This window comes from Corallococcus sp. CA049B, assembly GCF_003611685.1.
GTDB classification, from domain to species: Bacteria; Myxococcota; Myxococcia; order Myxococcales; family Myxococcaceae; genus Corallococcus; species Corallococcus coralloides.
Genome location: NZ_RAWC01000010.1, coordinates 28,933 through 44,991 on the forward strand (window position 1 = coordinate 28,933; position 16,059 = coordinate 44,991).

At 66.2% G+C, this 16,059-nt stretch carries 18 protein-coding genes and 1 pseudogene; 5 read left to right on the forward strand and 14 right to left on the reverse strand.

Annotated elements, in window-relative coordinates; all coding sequences use genetic code 11:
* Position 1 precedes the first annotated feature (1 nt).
* The 10 genes from D7W82_RS03760 to D7W82_RS41275 all read right to left on the reverse strand — a co-directional run bounded on the left by D7W82_RS03760 (position 2) and on the right by D7W82_RS41275 (position 6,986).
* Entirely contained in the window at positions 2 to 379 is a 378-nt protein-coding gene (locus tag D7W82_RS03760) for a hypothetical protein (protein ID WP_120617057.1), read from the reverse strand.
* 8 nt (positions 380 to 387) lie between these two features.
* Positions 388 to 615 (reverse strand): hypothetical protein, encoded by a 228-nt coding sequence (locus D7W82_RS03765; RefSeq protein WP_013375286.1) that lies wholly within the window; start codon positions 613 to 615, stop codon positions 388 to 390.
* A 101-nt stretch (positions 616 to 716) separates the two neighbouring features.
* Positions 717 to 1,328 carry a phage major capsid protein gene (locus D7W82_RS03770; protein ID WP_120617006.1) on the reverse strand — a complete coding sequence of 204 codons (612 nt, stop codon included), beginning with the start codon at positions 1,326 to 1,328 and terminating at the stop codon, positions 717 to 719.
* A 45-nt stretch (positions 1,329 to 1,373) separates the two neighbouring features.
* Positions 1,374 to 2,066, reverse strand: a complete 693-nt coding sequence (locus D7W82_RS03775) for a hypothetical protein (protein WP_120617007.1) — start codon at positions 2,064 to 2,066, stop codon at positions 1,374 to 1,376.
* Entirely contained in the window at positions 2,063 to 3,418 is a 1,356-nt protein-coding gene (locus D7W82_RS03780) for an XkdF-like putative serine protease domain-containing protein (RefSeq protein ID WP_120617008.1), read from the reverse strand. The genes D7W82_RS03775 and D7W82_RS03780 overlap by 4 nt, the downstream gene beginning before the upstream one ends.
* Entirely contained in the window at positions 3,411 to 3,596 is a 186-nt protein-coding gene (locus D7W82_RS03785) for a hypothetical protein (protein WP_120617009.1), read from the reverse strand. Before D7W82_RS03785 ends, D7W82_RS03780 begins: the two co-directional genes overlap by 8 nt.
* A gap of 55 nt (positions 3,597 to 3,651) precedes the next feature.
* A complete protein-coding gene (locus D7W82_RS03790; RefSeq protein ID WP_120617010.1) occupies positions 3,652 to 4,731 on the reverse strand; it encodes a head morphogenesis protein in 1,080 nt (359 codons plus the stop codon).
* Positions 4,712 to 4,993, reverse strand: a complete 282-nt coding sequence (locus tag D7W82_RS03795) for a hypothetical protein (protein WP_120617011.1) — start codon at positions 4,991 to 4,993, stop codon at positions 4,712 to 4,714. Before D7W82_RS03795 ends, D7W82_RS03790 begins: the two co-directional genes overlap by 20 nt.
* Positions 4,990 to 6,789 (reverse strand): phage portal protein, encoded by a 1,800-nt coding sequence (locus D7W82_RS03800; RefSeq protein ID WP_233587277.1) that lies wholly within the window; start codon positions 6,787 to 6,789, stop codon positions 4,990 to 4,992. Before D7W82_RS03800 ends, D7W82_RS03795 begins: the two co-directional genes overlap by 4 nt.
* On the reverse strand, positions 6,786 to 6,986 hold the full coding sequence (locus D7W82_RS41275) for a hypothetical protein (RefSeq protein WP_233587278.1): 201 nt from the start codon (positions 6,984 to 6,986) through the stop codon (positions 6,786 to 6,788). Before D7W82_RS41275 ends, D7W82_RS03800 begins: the two co-directional genes overlap by 4 nt.
* A gap of 330 nt (positions 6,987 to 7,316) precedes the next feature.
* Between D7W82_RS41275 and D7W82_RS03810 the strand changes: the two genes are divergently transcribed.
* The gene (locus tag D7W82_RS03810) at positions 7,317 to 7,574 is read left to right on the forward strand and encodes a hypothetical protein (protein ID WP_233587279.1); all 258 of its coding nucleotides are present in this window, start codon (positions 7,317 to 7,319) and stop codon (positions 7,572 to 7,574) included.
* A 121-nt stretch (positions 7,575 to 7,695) separates the two neighbouring features.
* Positions 7,696 to 8,196, forward strand: a complete 501-nt coding sequence (locus D7W82_RS03815) for a hypothetical protein (RefSeq protein WP_233587280.1) — start codon at positions 7,696 to 7,698, stop codon at positions 8,194 to 8,196.
* Positions 8,197 to 8,259: 63 nt separating this feature from the next.
* On the opposite strand, the gene D7W82_RS39950 is transcribed toward D7W82_RS03815, so the two are convergent.
* Complete coding sequence (locus tag D7W82_RS39950) at positions 8,260 to 9,084, reverse strand: hypothetical protein (protein ID WP_147439217.1); 825 nt, start codon at positions 9,082 to 9,084, stop codon at positions 8,260 to 8,262.
* A gap of 643 nt (positions 9,085 to 9,727) precedes the next feature.
* Here D7W82_RS39950 and D7W82_RS03825 point away from each other — a divergent pair.
* Positions 9,728 to 10,612, forward strand: a complete 885-nt coding sequence (locus tag D7W82_RS03825) for a hypothetical protein (RefSeq protein ID WP_120617016.1) — start codon at positions 9,728 to 9,730, stop codon at positions 10,610 to 10,612.
* 464 nt (positions 10,613 to 11,076) lie between these two features.
* On the opposite strand, the gene D7W82_RS40890 is transcribed toward D7W82_RS03825, so the two are convergent.
* The gene (locus D7W82_RS40890) at positions 11,077 to 11,442 is read right to left on the reverse strand and encodes a hypothetical protein (RefSeq protein WP_199727671.1); all 366 of its coding nucleotides are present in this window, start codon (positions 11,440 to 11,442) and stop codon (positions 11,077 to 11,079) included.
* Positions 11,443 to 12,286: 844 nt separating this feature from the next.
* On the opposite strand from D7W82_RS40890, the gene D7W82_RS42510 reads away from it, so the two are divergent.
* Positions 12,287 to 13,240: a serine protease gene (locus D7W82_RS42510; protein ID WP_370450930.1), complete on the forward strand. Its 954-nt coding sequence runs from the start codon at positions 12,287 to 12,289 to the stop codon at positions 13,238 to 13,240.
* A gap of 133 nt (positions 13,241 to 13,373) precedes the next feature.
* Here the strand turns inward: D7W82_RS42510 and D7W82_RS41280 are convergent.
* Both D7W82_RS41280 and D7W82_RS41285 read right to left on the reverse strand, forming a co-directional pair.
* Positions 13,374 to 13,826, reverse strand: a pseudogene (locus tag D7W82_RS41280) (terminase); the annotation flags it as partial.
* Positions 13,711 to 14,808: a terminase large subunit domain-containing protein gene (locus tag D7W82_RS41285; RefSeq protein ID WP_158617580.1), complete on the reverse strand. Its 1,098-nt coding sequence runs from the start codon at positions 14,806 to 14,808 to the stop codon at positions 13,711 to 13,713. The pseudogene D7W82_RS41280 and the gene D7W82_RS41285, both read right to left, overlap by 116 nt.
* Before the next feature lie 80 nt (positions 14,809 to 14,888).
* Between D7W82_RS41285 and D7W82_RS03855 the strand changes: the two genes are divergently transcribed.
* Complete coding sequence (locus D7W82_RS03855) at positions 14,889 to 15,503, forward strand: tyrosine-type recombinase/integrase (protein WP_120617020.1); 615 nt, start codon at positions 14,889 to 14,891, stop codon at positions 15,501 to 15,503.
* Positions 15,504 to 16,059: the final 556 nt, after the last annotated feature.

The following is a 16,059-nucleotide window of genomic DNA, read 5'->3' on the forward strand; positions in this document are numbered from 1 at the left end:
GTCAGTCCTTCTCCCGCTTGGCGCGGCGCGTGTCCTTCTCCTCGCTGGCCTTCGGCAGGTCCTCCGTCGTCAGCGTGCCGGCGGGCCGTGCCGCACTCAGCTTCAGCTCGTCGCTGGCGCTGCGCTTCACGCGGGCCTCGTCGGCCTCGGTGGCATCGAGGGACTTCGCCTCGGCCTCCGTGCACACGTCGAAGGCGAGCGGCGAGTAGGTGTCACCGGGCAGTTGGTGCACGGCGCGCAGGTAGTCCGCCACCGGCTTCTCTACTCGGTACCAGCCGCGCTCCTCCTGGAACTTGATGCCGGCATACGTGTAGCGCCTCAGCACGTGGCCGCGGCGCGCGTCGTAGGCCTTGAGTCGGACGAGATAGGAGTTGTCCATGGTGAGCCTCACAACTGCACGTTGATGGCCTTGGCCGTGCCGGACTCCTCGGCGAACTTCGCGTCGAAGCGCAGCGTGGCCACCACCTTCAGCGTGCCCTCGGAGATGTCGCGCGCCGACTCGATGCGAATCTGCCGCCAGATGCCGACGTGGATGTTCTTGGGATTGGTCAGCAACACCGCCGTGCGGTCATTCGTCGCACCGAGGTTCTCCGGCCAGAGGGGGATGGGCCGCACCGGAACGCCCGAGTAGAGGACCGGCGCATCGCCCTCGAGGAACTTGTCGCCGACCGCCGTGGCCCGCTCCGCGAGCGAGTTCCGGTAGTCCAGGTCCGCGTCTACCGAGGTAAGAGGAACCCCATGCTGCTCTTGTCGCGGAGGTGCTCCGACGGCAGCGACTTGAGCAGGTCGCCGAGGACGTCCTTGCTGATGGGCGCGCCGGCCGCGTCGACGACGTTGCTGGTGGCCTGCTTCAGCACGCCATCCATCGTGGCGAGGAAGGGGTCCGCCGAGGCCGTGTCCCCGTTGACGAGGATCTCCTCCATGTCGCGGCTGATGGCATCCGCGAGCATCTCCATGAGCGTCTGCCGCAGCTCGCCGCGCTCGATGCTGTCTTCGAGCACTTCGTCGGAGAGGCGCACCTCGCCCTTGAAGAGCTTCGCGTCCAGCTCCACCTGGGAGAGGTCCGGCTTCACGCGCTGGGCGGCGGGGACGGCGGTGGCCTCCTGGCCCGGGCGGAGGATGCGGCTGCCGAACTTCAGCTTGGAGAACTGCTGCTTGGGGGCCGCCATCGGGATGACGGTGCACTGCTGCAGCAGGACGGACTGCTTGATGAGCAGGCGCAAGAACTTCTGCGCCTGGGCGGGCTGGAGGATGCCGCCGCCGGCCGTGAGGTCGGCGAGGGCCAGGTCCGCCTTGGCCAAGAGGGTGCTGTTGTCGATACGACTCATGGGGATTCCTTCGGCGTTGAGGCTTCCTGGTGGCGGGTGGGGACGTCAGACGTCGTGGAAGGAGAGGGCCTTGTCGACGCTCTCCCGGTTGAGGGGCTTGTTCATGTCGAGGGGCCAGCCGACGTCCTCGACGGCGGGCTTGGGCGGGCGCTCCGCGGGGGCGCTGCTGTTGGGCAGGCCGAACTGCTTCTCCACGCGCCCCAGTCGCTGGTGCTGCTCCTTCACGGAGCCCTCCAGCGCGCGGACGGCGTCGGTGAGCTTCGTCAGGCCTTCCATGACGCCGGAGGCGTCGGAGCTCGGCGCGGGCGGAGCCGGCTGCGGAGGCGGCGCGGGGTTGGCGGCCTTGGCGCGCGCCTCGACGTCCTCCTCGTCCTCGGAGTCGTCTTCGTCCTCTTCCAGGGCGTCGGCGAGCGCGCGCAGGTGCTGGGCCACCTCCACCACGCGCACGCCGTCGATGCCGTCCGTGGAGGTCAACGCCTCGACGAGTGCCGTCACCGCTTCGAGGGCCTGTTGGGCAGCGGCGAGGACTGCGTCATTGGCCTTGGAGGTGTCCGAGGCGGTGCGGTTGTCGCCCTCGGCCTGCGAGGTGTCCTGGGGAGCGTCGTGCATGGTGTCTCCGTCTCGCTTCACCAAGAGGAAGCGGTGCTTGTTGGCGGCCCTGTCCACGAGGGACACCTCCTCCACCACCATGTCGACGAGGCGGTGGACGGAGGCGGGGCCTTGGGTGGTGCTCGTCATGTGGCCTCCGGCTGGGAGTCAGCGGCAGGTGTGTCGGAAGGGGGCGGATCGGTGGCGGGGGAGGCCTCGGGGAGACGGCGCGCGGTGCCGCCAATGCTGAAGCCCGTCAGTTGCCCGTCCTTCACACGCCCCCAGAGCTCGTCGGAGAGGACGCGCACCGCGAGCAGCCAGGTGCCCTTGCGTACCGGCACCTCGCCCAGGTTGAAGTCGACGGGCGCCAGGTAGCTCTCCAACACCTTGACGTGCCCGTTGACGCGCATCTGGTGCATGAGGCCCAGGCCGCCGAACTCCTCCATGAAGCGGTGCGCGGCCTGGCGAATCTCCGCGGCGGAGTAGATGTCGCCCTGCGCGTCCACCGTCTCCGGCTCCAGGACGACACCCAGGACGTACCGCTCGTCGTCGGGCTCGACGCCCTTGAGGAGGGACGTCGTGGTGGCGAAGGGAGCGGTGCCGGGCGGCTCCTCCGGCTTCCAGTCGTCCACGGCGAAGTGGCCGTCACCTTCCAGCGCCTTCGCGGCGGGCTGGTAGTTGCTGACGAGGAGCTGCGTCAGCACGGAGGAGCCGCCCACGCCGCGCATGGCGGCAATGGTGCGAGGGGTGCGGATCCGCTTCACGAGGAAGCCGGAGCCCTTCAGCATCCCGGGCAACTTCCCCCGGATGCCATACGTCATGAGCCAGCGGCCCTTGAGCGACTTGAGGACGCCGTAGAAGCGCTCCTCGTCGAAGTCACCCTCGCCGACGTCGACGTTGTAGCCAGGGTACGGAGGGTCGAGAAAGAGGACGGTGTCCTTCCCGTCGTACTTGCGGACCACCTTCTCGTAGTCGCCGCCGTACACCTTCACGCGCTTGAGGCGCGGGGCGAACTGCTCGATGCGCGCGAGCGTCTTCGCCTCGACGCCCATGCCGTTGGGGCTGAAGCTGCGCCCGCGCAGTTTTCCGTAGGAAAAGTGCGTCAGGTAGAGGAAGCGGTGCAGGCGCGCCACGTCGCCCTGGGGCTTGGCGTCGAAGAGGTTCTTGAACGTCTTCTCGTCGCCCACCCACGGCAGCTTCTTGAGCTTGGCCAGGTTCGCGGGCGTCAGCTTCTGGATGAGCCGATACGCGTCGGCGATTTCGGTGTCCGCGTCGTTGATGGCCTCGACGTCCGAGGGCGCTTTCTCGAAGAGGACGGCGGCGCTGCCGGCGAAGGGCTCCACGTACGTCTTGTGCGCGGGCAGCATGGCCACCAGGCGCTTCGCCAGGCGCTTCTTGCCTGCGGGGGAGCCCCAGATGGTCTTCTCCACCGGCTCACCGCGCTGGAGGGACTCCAGGACGTGACGGGCACGAGCGAGGGCCTTCGTGAGGGGGTTACCCATCGCGCAGTCCCTCCGGGTCGAAGCCCCACGCCAGCTCTCCCGAGGTGGGGAGGTTGAGGTCGCGAGGCCAGACGACGGACGTCGCCTCGGCCTTGGCCGTGGAGGTCGACTCCTGCGTCGTCGCGTTGCCCTCCGGCGTCGGAGGTGAGGTGGGGGTAGGTGTCGAGGTGGCCTGCATGGCGTTTCGTCTCCGGAAGAGACAAAGGCCTGCGGCGCGAAATCGGGGACATCACTTAAGTGACGGCGAGCGTCGTGGTGCGGCAGAGGCCGTGGTACGGCGGGAAGCCCACGCCAGCGTCCGCGAGCTGCCTGTCCGAAGCGAGGGAGCGAAACTCGCCGACGTCGTCGCGGGTGCCGGCGGCCGAACGGAGCACTTCGGCCAGGCGCGTCTCCTGGCCTCCTCGGTTGACGTAGAGGAGCGCGCGCCCCGTGTCCGCGTCGAGGCGTTCGCGCACCCAGGGCAACTCCTGCTTCACATCCTCCGGGCGCTCGAGGGACTCCAGTCGCTCGAAGCGCTGGAGAGCCTCGCCCACTGAGAACGTCTTCCCGTGGAGGAAGCGGCACACCTGGGTGGTGGCCTCGTCGAGGACGGCCTCGATGCGGTAGCGGCGGATGCCGGCCTCGGCGTAGCTGCTCACCTGGGCGAAGGAGCGCCCCTGACCAATGAAGTGGCTCGCCACCACCTCCCAGTAGAAGGGGGCTCGCTCGATGAGCGCGCCGCGCGCGGCCCTCTCCAAGGACTCGGCGATGTCGCTTCGCGCAAGGCCTGCCTCCAGCCCCTCGGCCACGAGCCGTCGAGCCTCCTGGCCGAAGGCGTCCAGCCGGCGCCCGTACTCGTCCCGCACGAAGTTGCCCTGGGTTCGGACGATGTGTTGGGCCACGCGTCTGTCGACGGCGTTGAAGCGGGCGGCGAGGGCGAGGCCCTGCTCTCTCCGGGCGTGGCTGCGGGTGGATGCCACCACCTCCTCGGCTGCGTCGCCGAGGGGCGCCTGGATGCGGGCAGGGATGAGGGCTGTCCGCCGGCCCGCGGCCTCCAGCGACTGGGCGACGAGGCGCCTGCGCTGGGCCGCCGTCGTCTTCCTCCAGTCCACGTCGAGGACGGCCACCGCCTCTCGCATGGCATCCACGTCCGCGCGCCCGACGGCGCGGCGAAGGCGCGCGGCAAGCAGGGCCACGGCGCGGTCCATGCCGGCGGCGGTGCCGACGTCCAGCGCCTTGGCCACCGGCAGCCGCAGGACGTCCCCCAGCAGGGTTTCCGCCACCGCCCGCGCCTCGTGCAGGAGGAGGAGGCTGTCAGCGGGGGCCGTGCACATGGGGGGGCTCCTGCGTCACCAGCTCCACGGAGCTGCGGCGCCTGGCGCGCACCTCGACGCCAGCCGGAGCGGGGGAGAAGACGACGTCGTGACTGGCCGCACACCTGTCACACAGCGCGAAGACGAGGAGGCCGTTGCGCCAGAGTGTCGTCGTCTCCTCGATGGGACTGCGCCTTCGGCACATGCGGCACTCCAGGACTCCTCGCTCGGCGTCGGCCTGGGCCTGGAGCACCCACGCGCGCTGAAGCTGCTCAGGCGTCATGTGAGTTGCCCCGAGAACCAGGTGTCGAACTCCTCGCTGGGGACGGGGACGTGCTCGGTGTCCATGTACCGGCGGGCCAGCGCCAGGCGTCCTTGGGCCAGGCGCTCCTCCTCGGCCCGAAGCTCTTCTCGCAGCCCCAAGAGGCGCTTGGCCTCGCCCAGCAGCGAGCCCTTGTCCTTCTGGGACTTCAAGTCTTCGACGCCCGTCTGAATGCCCGCCAGCGTGAGGGTGATGGGGCGCTTCACCCAGTCGTCCCCAATCTTCCGGAACTCGCGGTGGAAGATGTCGCCGGCCAGGTGGCGGCCCTCCTCGGGAGTCAGCACACCCACGCGCACCAGGCGCTCCACCATCTCCGTCATGCGCTCCGGGTCTCGGGTAGCAGTCGTCTGGCTGCGGAAGCGCCAGAAACGCACGCCCATGTCCGCGAGCACCTTCCGATTCAGCAAGAAGTCGAACTCGTCTCGCTCAGGCTGAAACACCTGGTCCTCCGCGAAGCGCAGCTGCGCTTCAGCCACGGAGCGATTGAAGTCCCGGCCGTCTCCGCGCAGCAGCGGCGGCAGGCGGAAAGCGCTGCCCACCTTGTCGATGTTGCGCTGGTCGTACTGTTGGAAGAGCGCGTCCTGCTGCTGGGCGTCCGTCAGGGGGCGCAGCTCAATCTTCGCGCGTCCTCCGTCGCCGGTGCCGCCGCCGTCCGCCTCGAGGATGAGAATCTTGTGGAAGTTGGCCTTGCCCTTGAGGTTCTCCTCGATGAAGCGCTCGATTCTCGGGACCGAGGCGTCAGAGAGCCTTCCGCCCGAGACGAGCAGCGCCAGAGGGGGAACGCTTTTGTTATTGAAGTAGAGGTAGTTGACCTCCTCCATCTGCCGAGAGCCGAGGACGGACAGCAGGGTGCCCACCCAGCGGGGAATGCCGTAGGGCGAGCGCGGCGAGTGGATGGCGAAGTGGATGAGCTCCGTGGCGGGGCCGTCCGAGGCGTCCGCTGCCTTGAGGGCGGTGACGTCCCGGAAGACGCGGCCGGTGAGGCGGGAGATGACGCGCGAGTCCCCGAAGGCTTTGAAGTACACCCGCTCGCTGCCCTGCACCTGGAGGTAGCGGCGCAGGCGCCGACGGGTGGTGACGGTGTCGGAGCTGACGGCGGAGATGCGCACGCGCTCGCGCACCTCGACGGCCTCCTTGTCCAAGGGGAGGAGTCGCACCGTGTACGAGGGGACGTAGACGAAGCGGGCGATGTCGCCCTTGCCGTCGCGCAGCACCTCCCAATAGGCGTTGCCCGTCACCTCTACGTCGTGCCGGGTGCGGCGGCGCAGCTCGACAAAGCTTCCGTCGAAGCAGCAGAAGTCGAAAAAGGACTCCAGGCGGGCCTTCTCGACGCGGGCCTGCTGGCGCACCTCCTCTGCGTGGGTGGTGACTTCCTCGTCCGTTGGGCGCAGGGGCGTCCCTGGTGGCAGCGTGCCCGCGTCACGCGCGGCCAGGCGCTCCAAGGCCATGGCGTCGGCCACCTTCTCCCGGGCCCCGTCGGCGTCGAAGTCGATGGCGGGCTCGAAGCGGTACCCGAAGCCGTCGATGTTCGTCGCGTAGGCGTCGACGTTCTGGCGAAGGGAGTTGGAGTGCTCAACGAGGAGGCAGAGGGCATCCGGCTCATACGGGGGTTGGAGGGCACCGGCCTCGCTGAAGGCCAAGGCGTCCTCTCCACCGGGGCGGCTGGCGGGCTCGTCGACGCGTGCGCCCACCACCACCGCCTTCAGGATGGACTGGAGGCGCTCCTCGGCCTGGTGGACTTCCGCAGGCACCGTCACGGGCGGTCCTCCACGTAGGCCAGGAGGCCCGTGGGGGTGTGGGAGACGGCGCGCACGCGCTGGCCGCGCGCCGCCAGCTCGGCGTGGAGCGCCTCCAGCAGGCCGTCGTGGGTGTTGGCCTCGACGGTGAACTCCGGCCCGGGGCGTGCCGCGCCCGAGGGGTAGGAGAGGACGAAGACTCTGACGACGCTCTGCACACGGGCCTCCCGCACCAGGTGGAGGCAAGGCGCGCGGTGGGAGGGGCGCCCTCGACGTGCGAGGGCGTTGGGGGCCGCGCGCCTCACCTCCAGCGAGGACAAAGGCTTCGAGCCCAATTTAGGGGACATCCGGTGCGCGCCTTTTTTCGCTCAGCGCCTTCGCATCAATGAGTTGCCTTCGTCGGAGGACAGAGCGCTATTGGCGACACCTGCGGCTGACGCGGGAGCCCGCGCGCCGGCCGAAGTGCATGCGTGGAAACGCCTACCGCTGCCGCGACTCACTGCGATGTCTGGGAGGGAATTCCGATGAATCCAAGCCAGGAGTGTGTGATGCGCGAAGTAGACACGCGGGGCGTCGCACCCGCCGGTGACGTTCCCGCCACGGCGGCTGAGGTGACGACGTGCCCATGTCCGTGCTCCGAGCGAGACGACGAGGCGCACCATCCGAACGGCTACCTCGTGATGGCCGAGGAGTACCCCGAGCACCCTGCTGCCCAGGCTGGCTACGAGGGCAGGAAGTTCTGCATCCACTGCGGCGCGTGGCGCGCTGACGACGATGACGCGCCCGAAGCGGACTGGACGCACTGACGCGCGTTGCGTCGGCGCGCTGCGCTGCGCGCACGAACCCAGCTCCTCATGACAGGAGCGGGTCGGTCGCGCCGTCCATGGTGAACACGTTGAAGCCCCTCTTCAACGCGGAGGAGACACCATGGACACCTACCGTGTCGCGAGACTGCCCGCGCGCCTGTGTGGTTTTGCGCTGCCGGACACGAGCAAGTCACCCGAGAGCTATGTCGAGGCAGGCGACTATCTCGTGCTCGAGGAGCGGCTTCGCCATCCCACGCCCGACACTGACTACGCCCGGCTGGTGGTGCCGCAGTTGAGCGGGCTCGACACCTGGATATGCACGCGCTGGCAAAGCCAGCGTTACGCGACACTCGTCACCCAGGAGCGCGCTCCTGCCATGGCCCGGCTGTCGTTCGACGGAGAGCCGCTGGCCATCTCGGAACAGCGACTCTCCACGCTCCTGGGGGCATTCCACGCCTACAGGTACGACGTGAGCCGGGAGTACTACCCATGGGTGCTCTCGGGCGTCCGAGTCCCGCTGGCCTTCTTCGCGCGTGGCCTTATCCCCACCACCACGTGGGAGGTGCTCCGAGACTACCTACTCACCATCGGCAAGGACGAGGCCCTTGGCGGTATGGCGTAGACGCGTGGGTTGTTGCAGCTTCTGAGATGGAGGCTCCCAGTCCGTTCGGAATGGAGTTGTCCCTCATTTACCAGGAAGCGAGAAAGAGAGGATGCTGGTTAGTATTGGTGTTGCGATTGCGACTGTGTCGCGAAAGATGTCCGCTGGATTGGCATCTAGTCCGTATTGCGTGGATAGCTCTTGGTGGTGCGCAAGCCATGCTTTGGTATCGAGTCCTCCAAGCATGGAGAGTCCGAAGTCTCGACAGCTTTCACCTACTCTCTGGATGTGGGCGTACGCAGGGATAAAGCAGAGCGCGAGGATGAAAGCGAAATATCCGCCATGGGCGAGAACGAGTTCGTGAGGGAATGTCTTGGTAGCGTTGGCGTCGGTGTCAATAATCCACGCCCGTAGCGCTCCGGTCGAGAGTGTTGCCGCGCCAACCTGGAGCGACATGAGCCACAGGAGATTTCGCAGGCGCGCTCGTGCGACATTGAGGCGAAAGACATTCTCTAGGGCAGGGGCTCCAGCTACGCGACGTATGCCAAGCGCTGTACTCCACATCGTAAATACCGCAAGAATGGACGGAGCCGAGAATGACGCGGCGAGAACGATGATGATGAAGTCGTGCTGGGCGCCCAAGGGGGCCTGCCACTTCCGTTTGAATAGACTAGGCGCGACACCTGTGGCCAGGAGGAGGAGGCATATTACGCAGACCGAGATGGCGAGCGCGTAGGGCCATTCCCGGAGGCGATTCTCCTGATGGGTTTGGGAAAGCATCCCAGTGACCATTGCGAAGGAGAAGCCAGCGATTGCTCCCTGGGTGCCAATTAATACAATCCAGACGAGCAGTTTGGGTGATGCATTATATGCGTCCGTGGCTGTGTCTGCAAGGGCGATGAGGAACATTGACGTCGTGGCCCCTGCTGCGGCGCAGACGAATGCAGCAAGGGTTAATGTGCGATGATCTGTCATATTTCAATTGGGCAATGTCTAGTTCGGGGGGCTGCTTCCGCGCCGAGGCATTCGGAGTAGATGAGTATATCGTAGCGAGTGAGTCGGTTGCCGTCTGTGCGTGCGTGTGTGTGGTTGGTGGACATTGTCCTCGTGGGCTCGGACGATGCCCGGCAGTGTCCTCCGCCGCTCCCCCTCGCCCCAGCCTCCGCGAAGACATCGCCCGCAACGGGGAGATGCTCGAGGCCATCGGCGCGCGCTTGCGACGTTGCCGTCACGACGGTAGGCATGACGACGTGCCCGTGCTCGGAGCGAGAGGATAAGCCACATCATCCAAGCGACTACCTTGTGATGGCCGAGGAGTACCCCGAGCACACCTCCGCCCAGGTCGGGTATGAGGGATGGGTGTTCTGCGTCCACTGCGGCGCGTGGCGCGCCGACGCCGATGATGTGCCCGACGCGGACTGGATGCCCTGACGCGCGTTGAGTCCGCGCGGAGAGCTGGCCGCACGAACCCCGCTCCTCATGGCAGGACCGGCTCCGCCTCACCGTCCATGGCGAACACGTTGAAGCCGCTCTTCAACGTGGAGGAGACACCATGGACACCTACCGTGTCGCGCGGTTGCCCGCGCGCCTGCGTGGCTTCGCGCTGCCGGACACGAGCACGCAGCCCGGAGGCTACGTCGAAGCGGGCGACTTCATCGTCCTCGAGGAGAAGGTCCGTCACCCCACGCCCGACACCGACTACGCCCGGCTGCTGGTGCCGACGCCGGGCGCGCTCGACACCTGGGTGTGCACACGATGGCGCACGCAGCGCTACGCGACGCTCGTCTCCCAGGCGCGCGCGCCTGCCATGGCCCGGCTGTCGTTCGAGAGCGAGCTGCTGGCCGTCCCGGAGGAGCGTCTCTTCGCGCTCCTGGGCGCGTTCCACGGCTACAGGTACGACGTGAGCCGGGCGTACTACCCATGGGCACTCCCGGGCGTCCGTATTCAGCTCGCGCCGCCCCGGCTGAACAACTGCTGCACCTTAGTCGAGGGCTTGTTGGTGAAGGCATTCTCCGAGGCGCACGGCGCGGCCTTCTCGTGGGACATGCGCCGCCACCGGCAGATGATGATCGCCTCCACCCAGGACTACTTCTCCCCAGTGACGGCAGCCGTCGAGTCCGGCATGGCCCTGCAGGCGCCGTCGGCGGACGTGCCGCCCCACCCCTGGACACTCATCCAGGGGTGGCGCAGCCAATGGGGCTCGGGGCACACCTTCCTCGCCGTGGACTACCACGCTGAGACGGACAAGGCGTTGGTGCTGGAGTCCAACGCTGGTTTCGGGCTCGACGGCGTCGGCTACCGTGGCCTCGGCAACCTGCGGGACGTCGGCCTCCAGCCGCCTGAGCAGTGGTGGATGCGGAGCGAGGTGTGGACGTGGCGCCGCATCTGCTCGACGTACCCCTTCCGGCGCCAAGCGTGGCTGAAGGTCAATGCCTGAAGTCCTCTGGCACGCCGAATTCGCGTAGGGGCGTCTCTTGTGGCGCATGCCTCACATACATGGAAGGGCTGGTGAACCCCGCTGTGTGCGCGTATGCGTGTAAGAACCCTGGAAGGTCTCGGCGTGCCATTCATGGTGCCGTGTGGGGCGCTTGGGTAGATTTGGATACCTCTAGAATGGCTGACTGGAGCAGTCGACTGTCTAGGGACTCTGGGCCTTGCGCGTTTGGGCTACCCATAGTCAGCTTGCCCTACACCGAAGGTTTGCATTCGGGTGCGTTCGGAGACGGCATATGGCAAAAACACCGCCAAAGAGTGGTAACGCGTGGACCCCGTCGGATGTGAAGCAGCTTCGCGAGTTGGCGAAGGGAAACACTCCGACGGGGCTCATTGCGCACAAGACTGGGCGGAGCGAGGCTGCAGTTCGTAGCAAGGCGAGCGAAGAGGGAGTCTCGCTGAAGCCTACTAATCAGTCGCCATACAACCGTAAGAAATAGTCGCCGAGTCCAGGCTTCCTCGGCTGGCCACGTTCTTCCATAAGGAGCATGGCCAGCCTCGAAGCATGGTTGAGCTGCCTGTCATCGCTGGATGCCCATCCAGGAATGGCAAGGTCCGCAGTGCTCTGGGTACACCTTCCTCGCCGTGGACCACCACGCTGAGACGGACAAGGTGCTGGTGCTGGAGTCCAATGCCGTCGTCGGGCTCGACGGCGTCGGCTACCGTGGCCTCGGCAGCCTGCGGGACGTCGGCCTCCAGCCGCCTGCGCAGCTTCTCCTCCGGCGTCGACTTCTTCGGGCCAGCGGGCTTCTTCTCCTCGGGCCGCAGCATCATCGCCGCTACCCTACGCATCTCGCACAACCACTGCGAAAACATCGGCTGGGAGCCCCTCCACCTTACGTGCAAGCGCAGCCGCGCTCACCGCCCCTGGTCTCACTATCCGCTTCACCATCTCAGCATTGAATGCATCCGTGTACGACACGGCTACCTACCTACACTCGCCCCGTGGGGTGGTCAGCTCGGCCAGTCAGCCGAGGCGACAACTTCCCAGACACAGGGGGCTCCGGGCACGCCTCGTGGTCGACCCGCGGGTTCTCCATGAGGTGAGTCTCTTGGAACCCGTCGGTCCGGCAGCGATCCATCTTGCTCAAAGCCGAAGGACGGGGCTCTCCAAAGTGGCACGCAGTATATTCCGATTCCATTGGCGCCGGAGCGCTATGTCCATCTGTGATTCAATCGCTGGTGCCATGGATCTGGAGGCTGTGCCGAAAACTCGAGGCGAAGCACCTAGACGACGCGGCAATAAACAGGAGCCGAAATGGTGACAGCTTCAAGCAGGCAGGCATTCATTGGAGTGCTCGTTGCGCTACTGGCAACATTCAGCAGGGCTGACACGAAAGAGTGTTGGGGCTTCGCATTCACCAACGACAATAAGCCGCCGCCTGGCTACGAGCACGACCACGATTGCGTAAGCGTAGACGAACCCTCCGATCCGCACACGTGGAATGATAATCAATTCTGTGCGCCAAAGGGCATTGGTCTGCAGTGGTCGAATAGTGGCCCAATTAAAGGCATGAAGTGCACCCAGATCAAGGAAGACGCGGAGCCCGGAGAGCACACATGGTTTGACAATTTTATCTGTATTGATCGCGATGCCCAATGGGACTTTGAGTGGTCAATGACGGGGCCGATTGAGAACAAAGGCTACAGGTGTGTCGGATGGAACGAGCCGGCAGACCCACACGCATGGAGCGATAACTACTTGTGCGCGAGGCCGCATCGGCCGACTGGAACGACCACCCAGCAACTGCCGCTTAAGGGAGGGACGACAACATCCAGTCAGCCTGCTGTTGGTCGTATGGAATTCCACATGGATGGTTGGTCTAAGTATTGTACGGCGACCCTGGTTGCGCCGCGTATCGCACTGACCGCTGCACACTGTGTTGGCTATAAGTCGACCGCAATCGGAACATACGGCACTGTAGATTTTGGCGCTAGTGGCAAGCGCACCGTAGTTCAAGCAAGGCCATTTGGCTCTAATACTGGGAAATCGGATGTAGCCCTGGTCGTGCTCGACAAGGCATGCTCCAAAAAGATTACGCCAGTTCCAATCGGCACTGCAGTTCCTTCCGATGGTACTGAAATTAGCATCTTTGGTTTTGGCTGTGCATCGGAGTCCACTACGTGTGTGCGCGCCGGTGGCAACACGAAGCAGGTCGTGACCGCGACGATAGGCGAATCGGCAGTTCTGTGCCCCGGAGATAGCGGCGGACCGGTCCTTGTGGCCGGGAAGATAGTTGGTGTTAACTCGGCAAGGTGGTGGTTGGAGCAAGGGGACGTGTTTGGGAATCCAACCACTGCTAGTATTAAATATGCGATGGAGGTGTTGCCGAAGGATTTTCCGTGCGCGAGTTCCCATGGCTGCGCCGACGGCACGTCCTGGTGTAACCTCGGCGTCGGCCAATGCATGCCGGCAGGGCAGTGTCTGGAGTTGAAGCGCCAAGGCGATGATGCCTGTCTCCCTCCGAAGGTAAAATGCCTGTGTCCAGATCATGCTTCGACGTGCACGGACAAGTCAGTTAAGTGTGCGTCGCTGTGTCCGCCGCGTAAGATTCTGACGCCCAAGGATTAGTCTGATACTATTCAAGAGTAATTGGGGTTGGAGGGGACGAAGGATTCATCAATCCCCATTGGGGCGCGGCGCTGTACTGGCTCAAGAGCCTGGCGCCGCGTCGCACGGCGCTGGATAGCGGAAACGGGCGTGCTCAGCCAATCACCCGCACCCCAATCTCCCCGCTACCTCGTCGCTCCGGTACTCGCTCGCGCTGGCACGCAAGGACCACGGCCCAGAACTTGTCCGCGTGCCCGCGGTTGGCGCGCTCGGCGTCGAAGGACACCTTCCCCGAGGGCAGCACGCGGCGTTTGATGGAGTGAATCTGCCCGACAAGCTCACGCTCTCGTGGCAGGGTGACGTCCCTTCGCTGGAGCAGAATCTTGAAGTCGGTTGCCCAGCGCTCCTTGGACTCGTTCGTGAAGTTCTCCGCCACCACCTGCGGGAAGTCGCGGGCCAAATTCTCCGCGAGGTTCATGCCGATGCCGCTCTTATCGACGCTGAGGCGCGCCACGGGCAGGACGGAGAGGAGGCGGCGTAGGTGCGCCTCCTGCTCCGCGAAGGGGACGCCCTCGAAGCTGCGAAGCATGCGGCACGTGAATCGGCCCGCCACCTCCTCGAAGACGGCCAGCTCGGAGCGGTCTCGGGTTCGGCCCACGTCGAAGCCCGCGACCAGGCGCCCCTGGGGCACGGGCACGTCGGATGCGTCCTGGGCCAGCGGCAGCTCGTCGGTGGTGCACGGGAGGATGAGCTCGTAGGGGAGGAAGGAGTACGACTCGTCGACGTAAAAGGCATTCGAACTCCTGCTGGAAGTCCTCCTGCGGCAGGGAGTCGAACTGCTCGGTGAGGACGGGGCGCCCGAAGTGCGCGACGCGCTCCTCGGTGGACATGAAGGGGGCCTCCACCGAGGCACGCTTCACGTCCAGGCTGAAGAAGCGGCACAGCCACCAGGGCACCTGCTGGCGCGTGTGGTGCGGGTACTTGCGCAGCTCCTGCGAGGCGATTTCCCAGAAGATGCCGCGCCGGCCCAGTGGAGTGCTGCAGCCCGTGAGCTGCCCGTGCGAGCGGAGGATGAGCGCGGTGCTGCCCGTGTAGACCTCGCGGTCGTTCACGTAGTGGGCCAGCTCGTCGAGGTACGCGTCGCCCCGCTTCCCGCGCGGAGGCTTGGAGGGCACGGAGATGATGCGCGAGAGGCGCCGGCCCTTGGCGTTGGACTCGAAGGCCAGCTCCGTCTTCGCGTCGGTGACGAGCTTCTTCTGGAAGGCTGTCGGCAGCTCCTCGTACACCTGCCGGGCGATGAGCACCTTCTCGACGGCGTCGCTCAGGTTGTACGAGACGAACACCGCCGTGTGGCCGTCACGCAGGTGGCAGCGAGCGAGGGCCTCGAGGGCGAACAAGAAGGAGAACCCCACCTGGCGGCTCTTCGCGATCCACCGGAAGCGAGAGCGGTTGTCCAGCAGCGCCTGCTGGTACGGCTCCAACACCACTGGCTCGCTGTCGTAATGGCACAGGCCGGAAATGAATCCGGACTCGGTGGCCAGCCACTGGGTGAGGTCATCCTCGGTGCGTTTGACGATGCCGAGCGTCACGCTGCCCTCCCTGCATGTTCCGTTGCTTTCTCGCGGCACCAGAGCGTGCATGGCCACGTCCTCTTCACGACGGAGTTGCCATGTCTGCCTATGCCGCTGTCACCCGCCCACCTCGCACCCTCACGCAGAAAGAGGTGGTGCTCCTGCTGCGCGCCACGGGGGAGCACAAGGAGGGATTCAGGGACCACTGCCTCTACAGCCTCGCGCTGGCCTCGGGCCTGCGTGAGCACGAACTGGTGGCCCTCAACATCGGCGACATCTTCGACGAGCGCGGGCGCGCACGCCGGCACGTGATGCTGCACGTCTTCAAGGGCTGCCGCCGGCACCCGCGCCCCCAGGAGGTTGTCCTCTCGGACACGGTGCGCGCGAAGCTGGAGAAGCTGCTGCGGCTGAAGCGCTCGCAGGGGCACGACGTGGGGCCCCAGGCACCGCTCTTCCTGAGTCGCCTGGGACTGCGCCTGTCCACGCGGCAGGTGCGCCACGGCTTCGGAGTCTGGCAGCAGCGCGCGGGCCTGGAGAGGCACCTCAACTTCCACGCCGTGCGCCACACCGCGTGCACCGGGGTGTACCGGCGGACGAAGGACATCCGCCTCACCCAGCGCTTCGCGCGGCAGCGCAGCATCGACTCCACGGTCATCTACACGCACCCCTCGGACGACGAACTGGTGCGCGTGACGCAGGACCTGCCTTGCTGATGGGGCGTGCCGCCTCCGCGTCGAGCGCCTGCGAGAGGCCCTGGTTGGGCCGGGGTGCCGCGCGGAGGCGGTGAGGGGCGGCTGTGCGCGGGGCCCACGTGGGCTGCCCCATGCTCGGCCGGGGAAAGTGAACAGCGCGAGGTGTTCACTTACCGGGTGCAAATGAACGGGCGCGGGGTGTTCACTTTTTCGGGGCTGACCCTCTCGAAAAGGGCCCCAGGTACACGCCCCGGCGGCGCCACCCGCACGAAAGATCGCACCACCCCCCACCCTGGCGTCAAGGGTAGGCGGGGTAGGCGTGCTGGCGTCATCGGTAGGCATGGTTGCGCCCGGCCTGGGCAGGCGGTGAAGGTGACTGCGGAGGAGCTGGGCCGCGCGACGGGCGGCAGGTGGCCCCAACAAGCGGAAAGCGGCCATTGGCCTCGGCGCTTCGGCCCGTCAGGAGGCCTCGTAAGCGCGCGAAACAGTGTCGGGGCGGTGACGCCGAATGGCCGCCTTTACCCATTTTCGGCCATTCGGCTCGGCCCTGGTAACGGCACGCGCGCCCAGGTGCGCG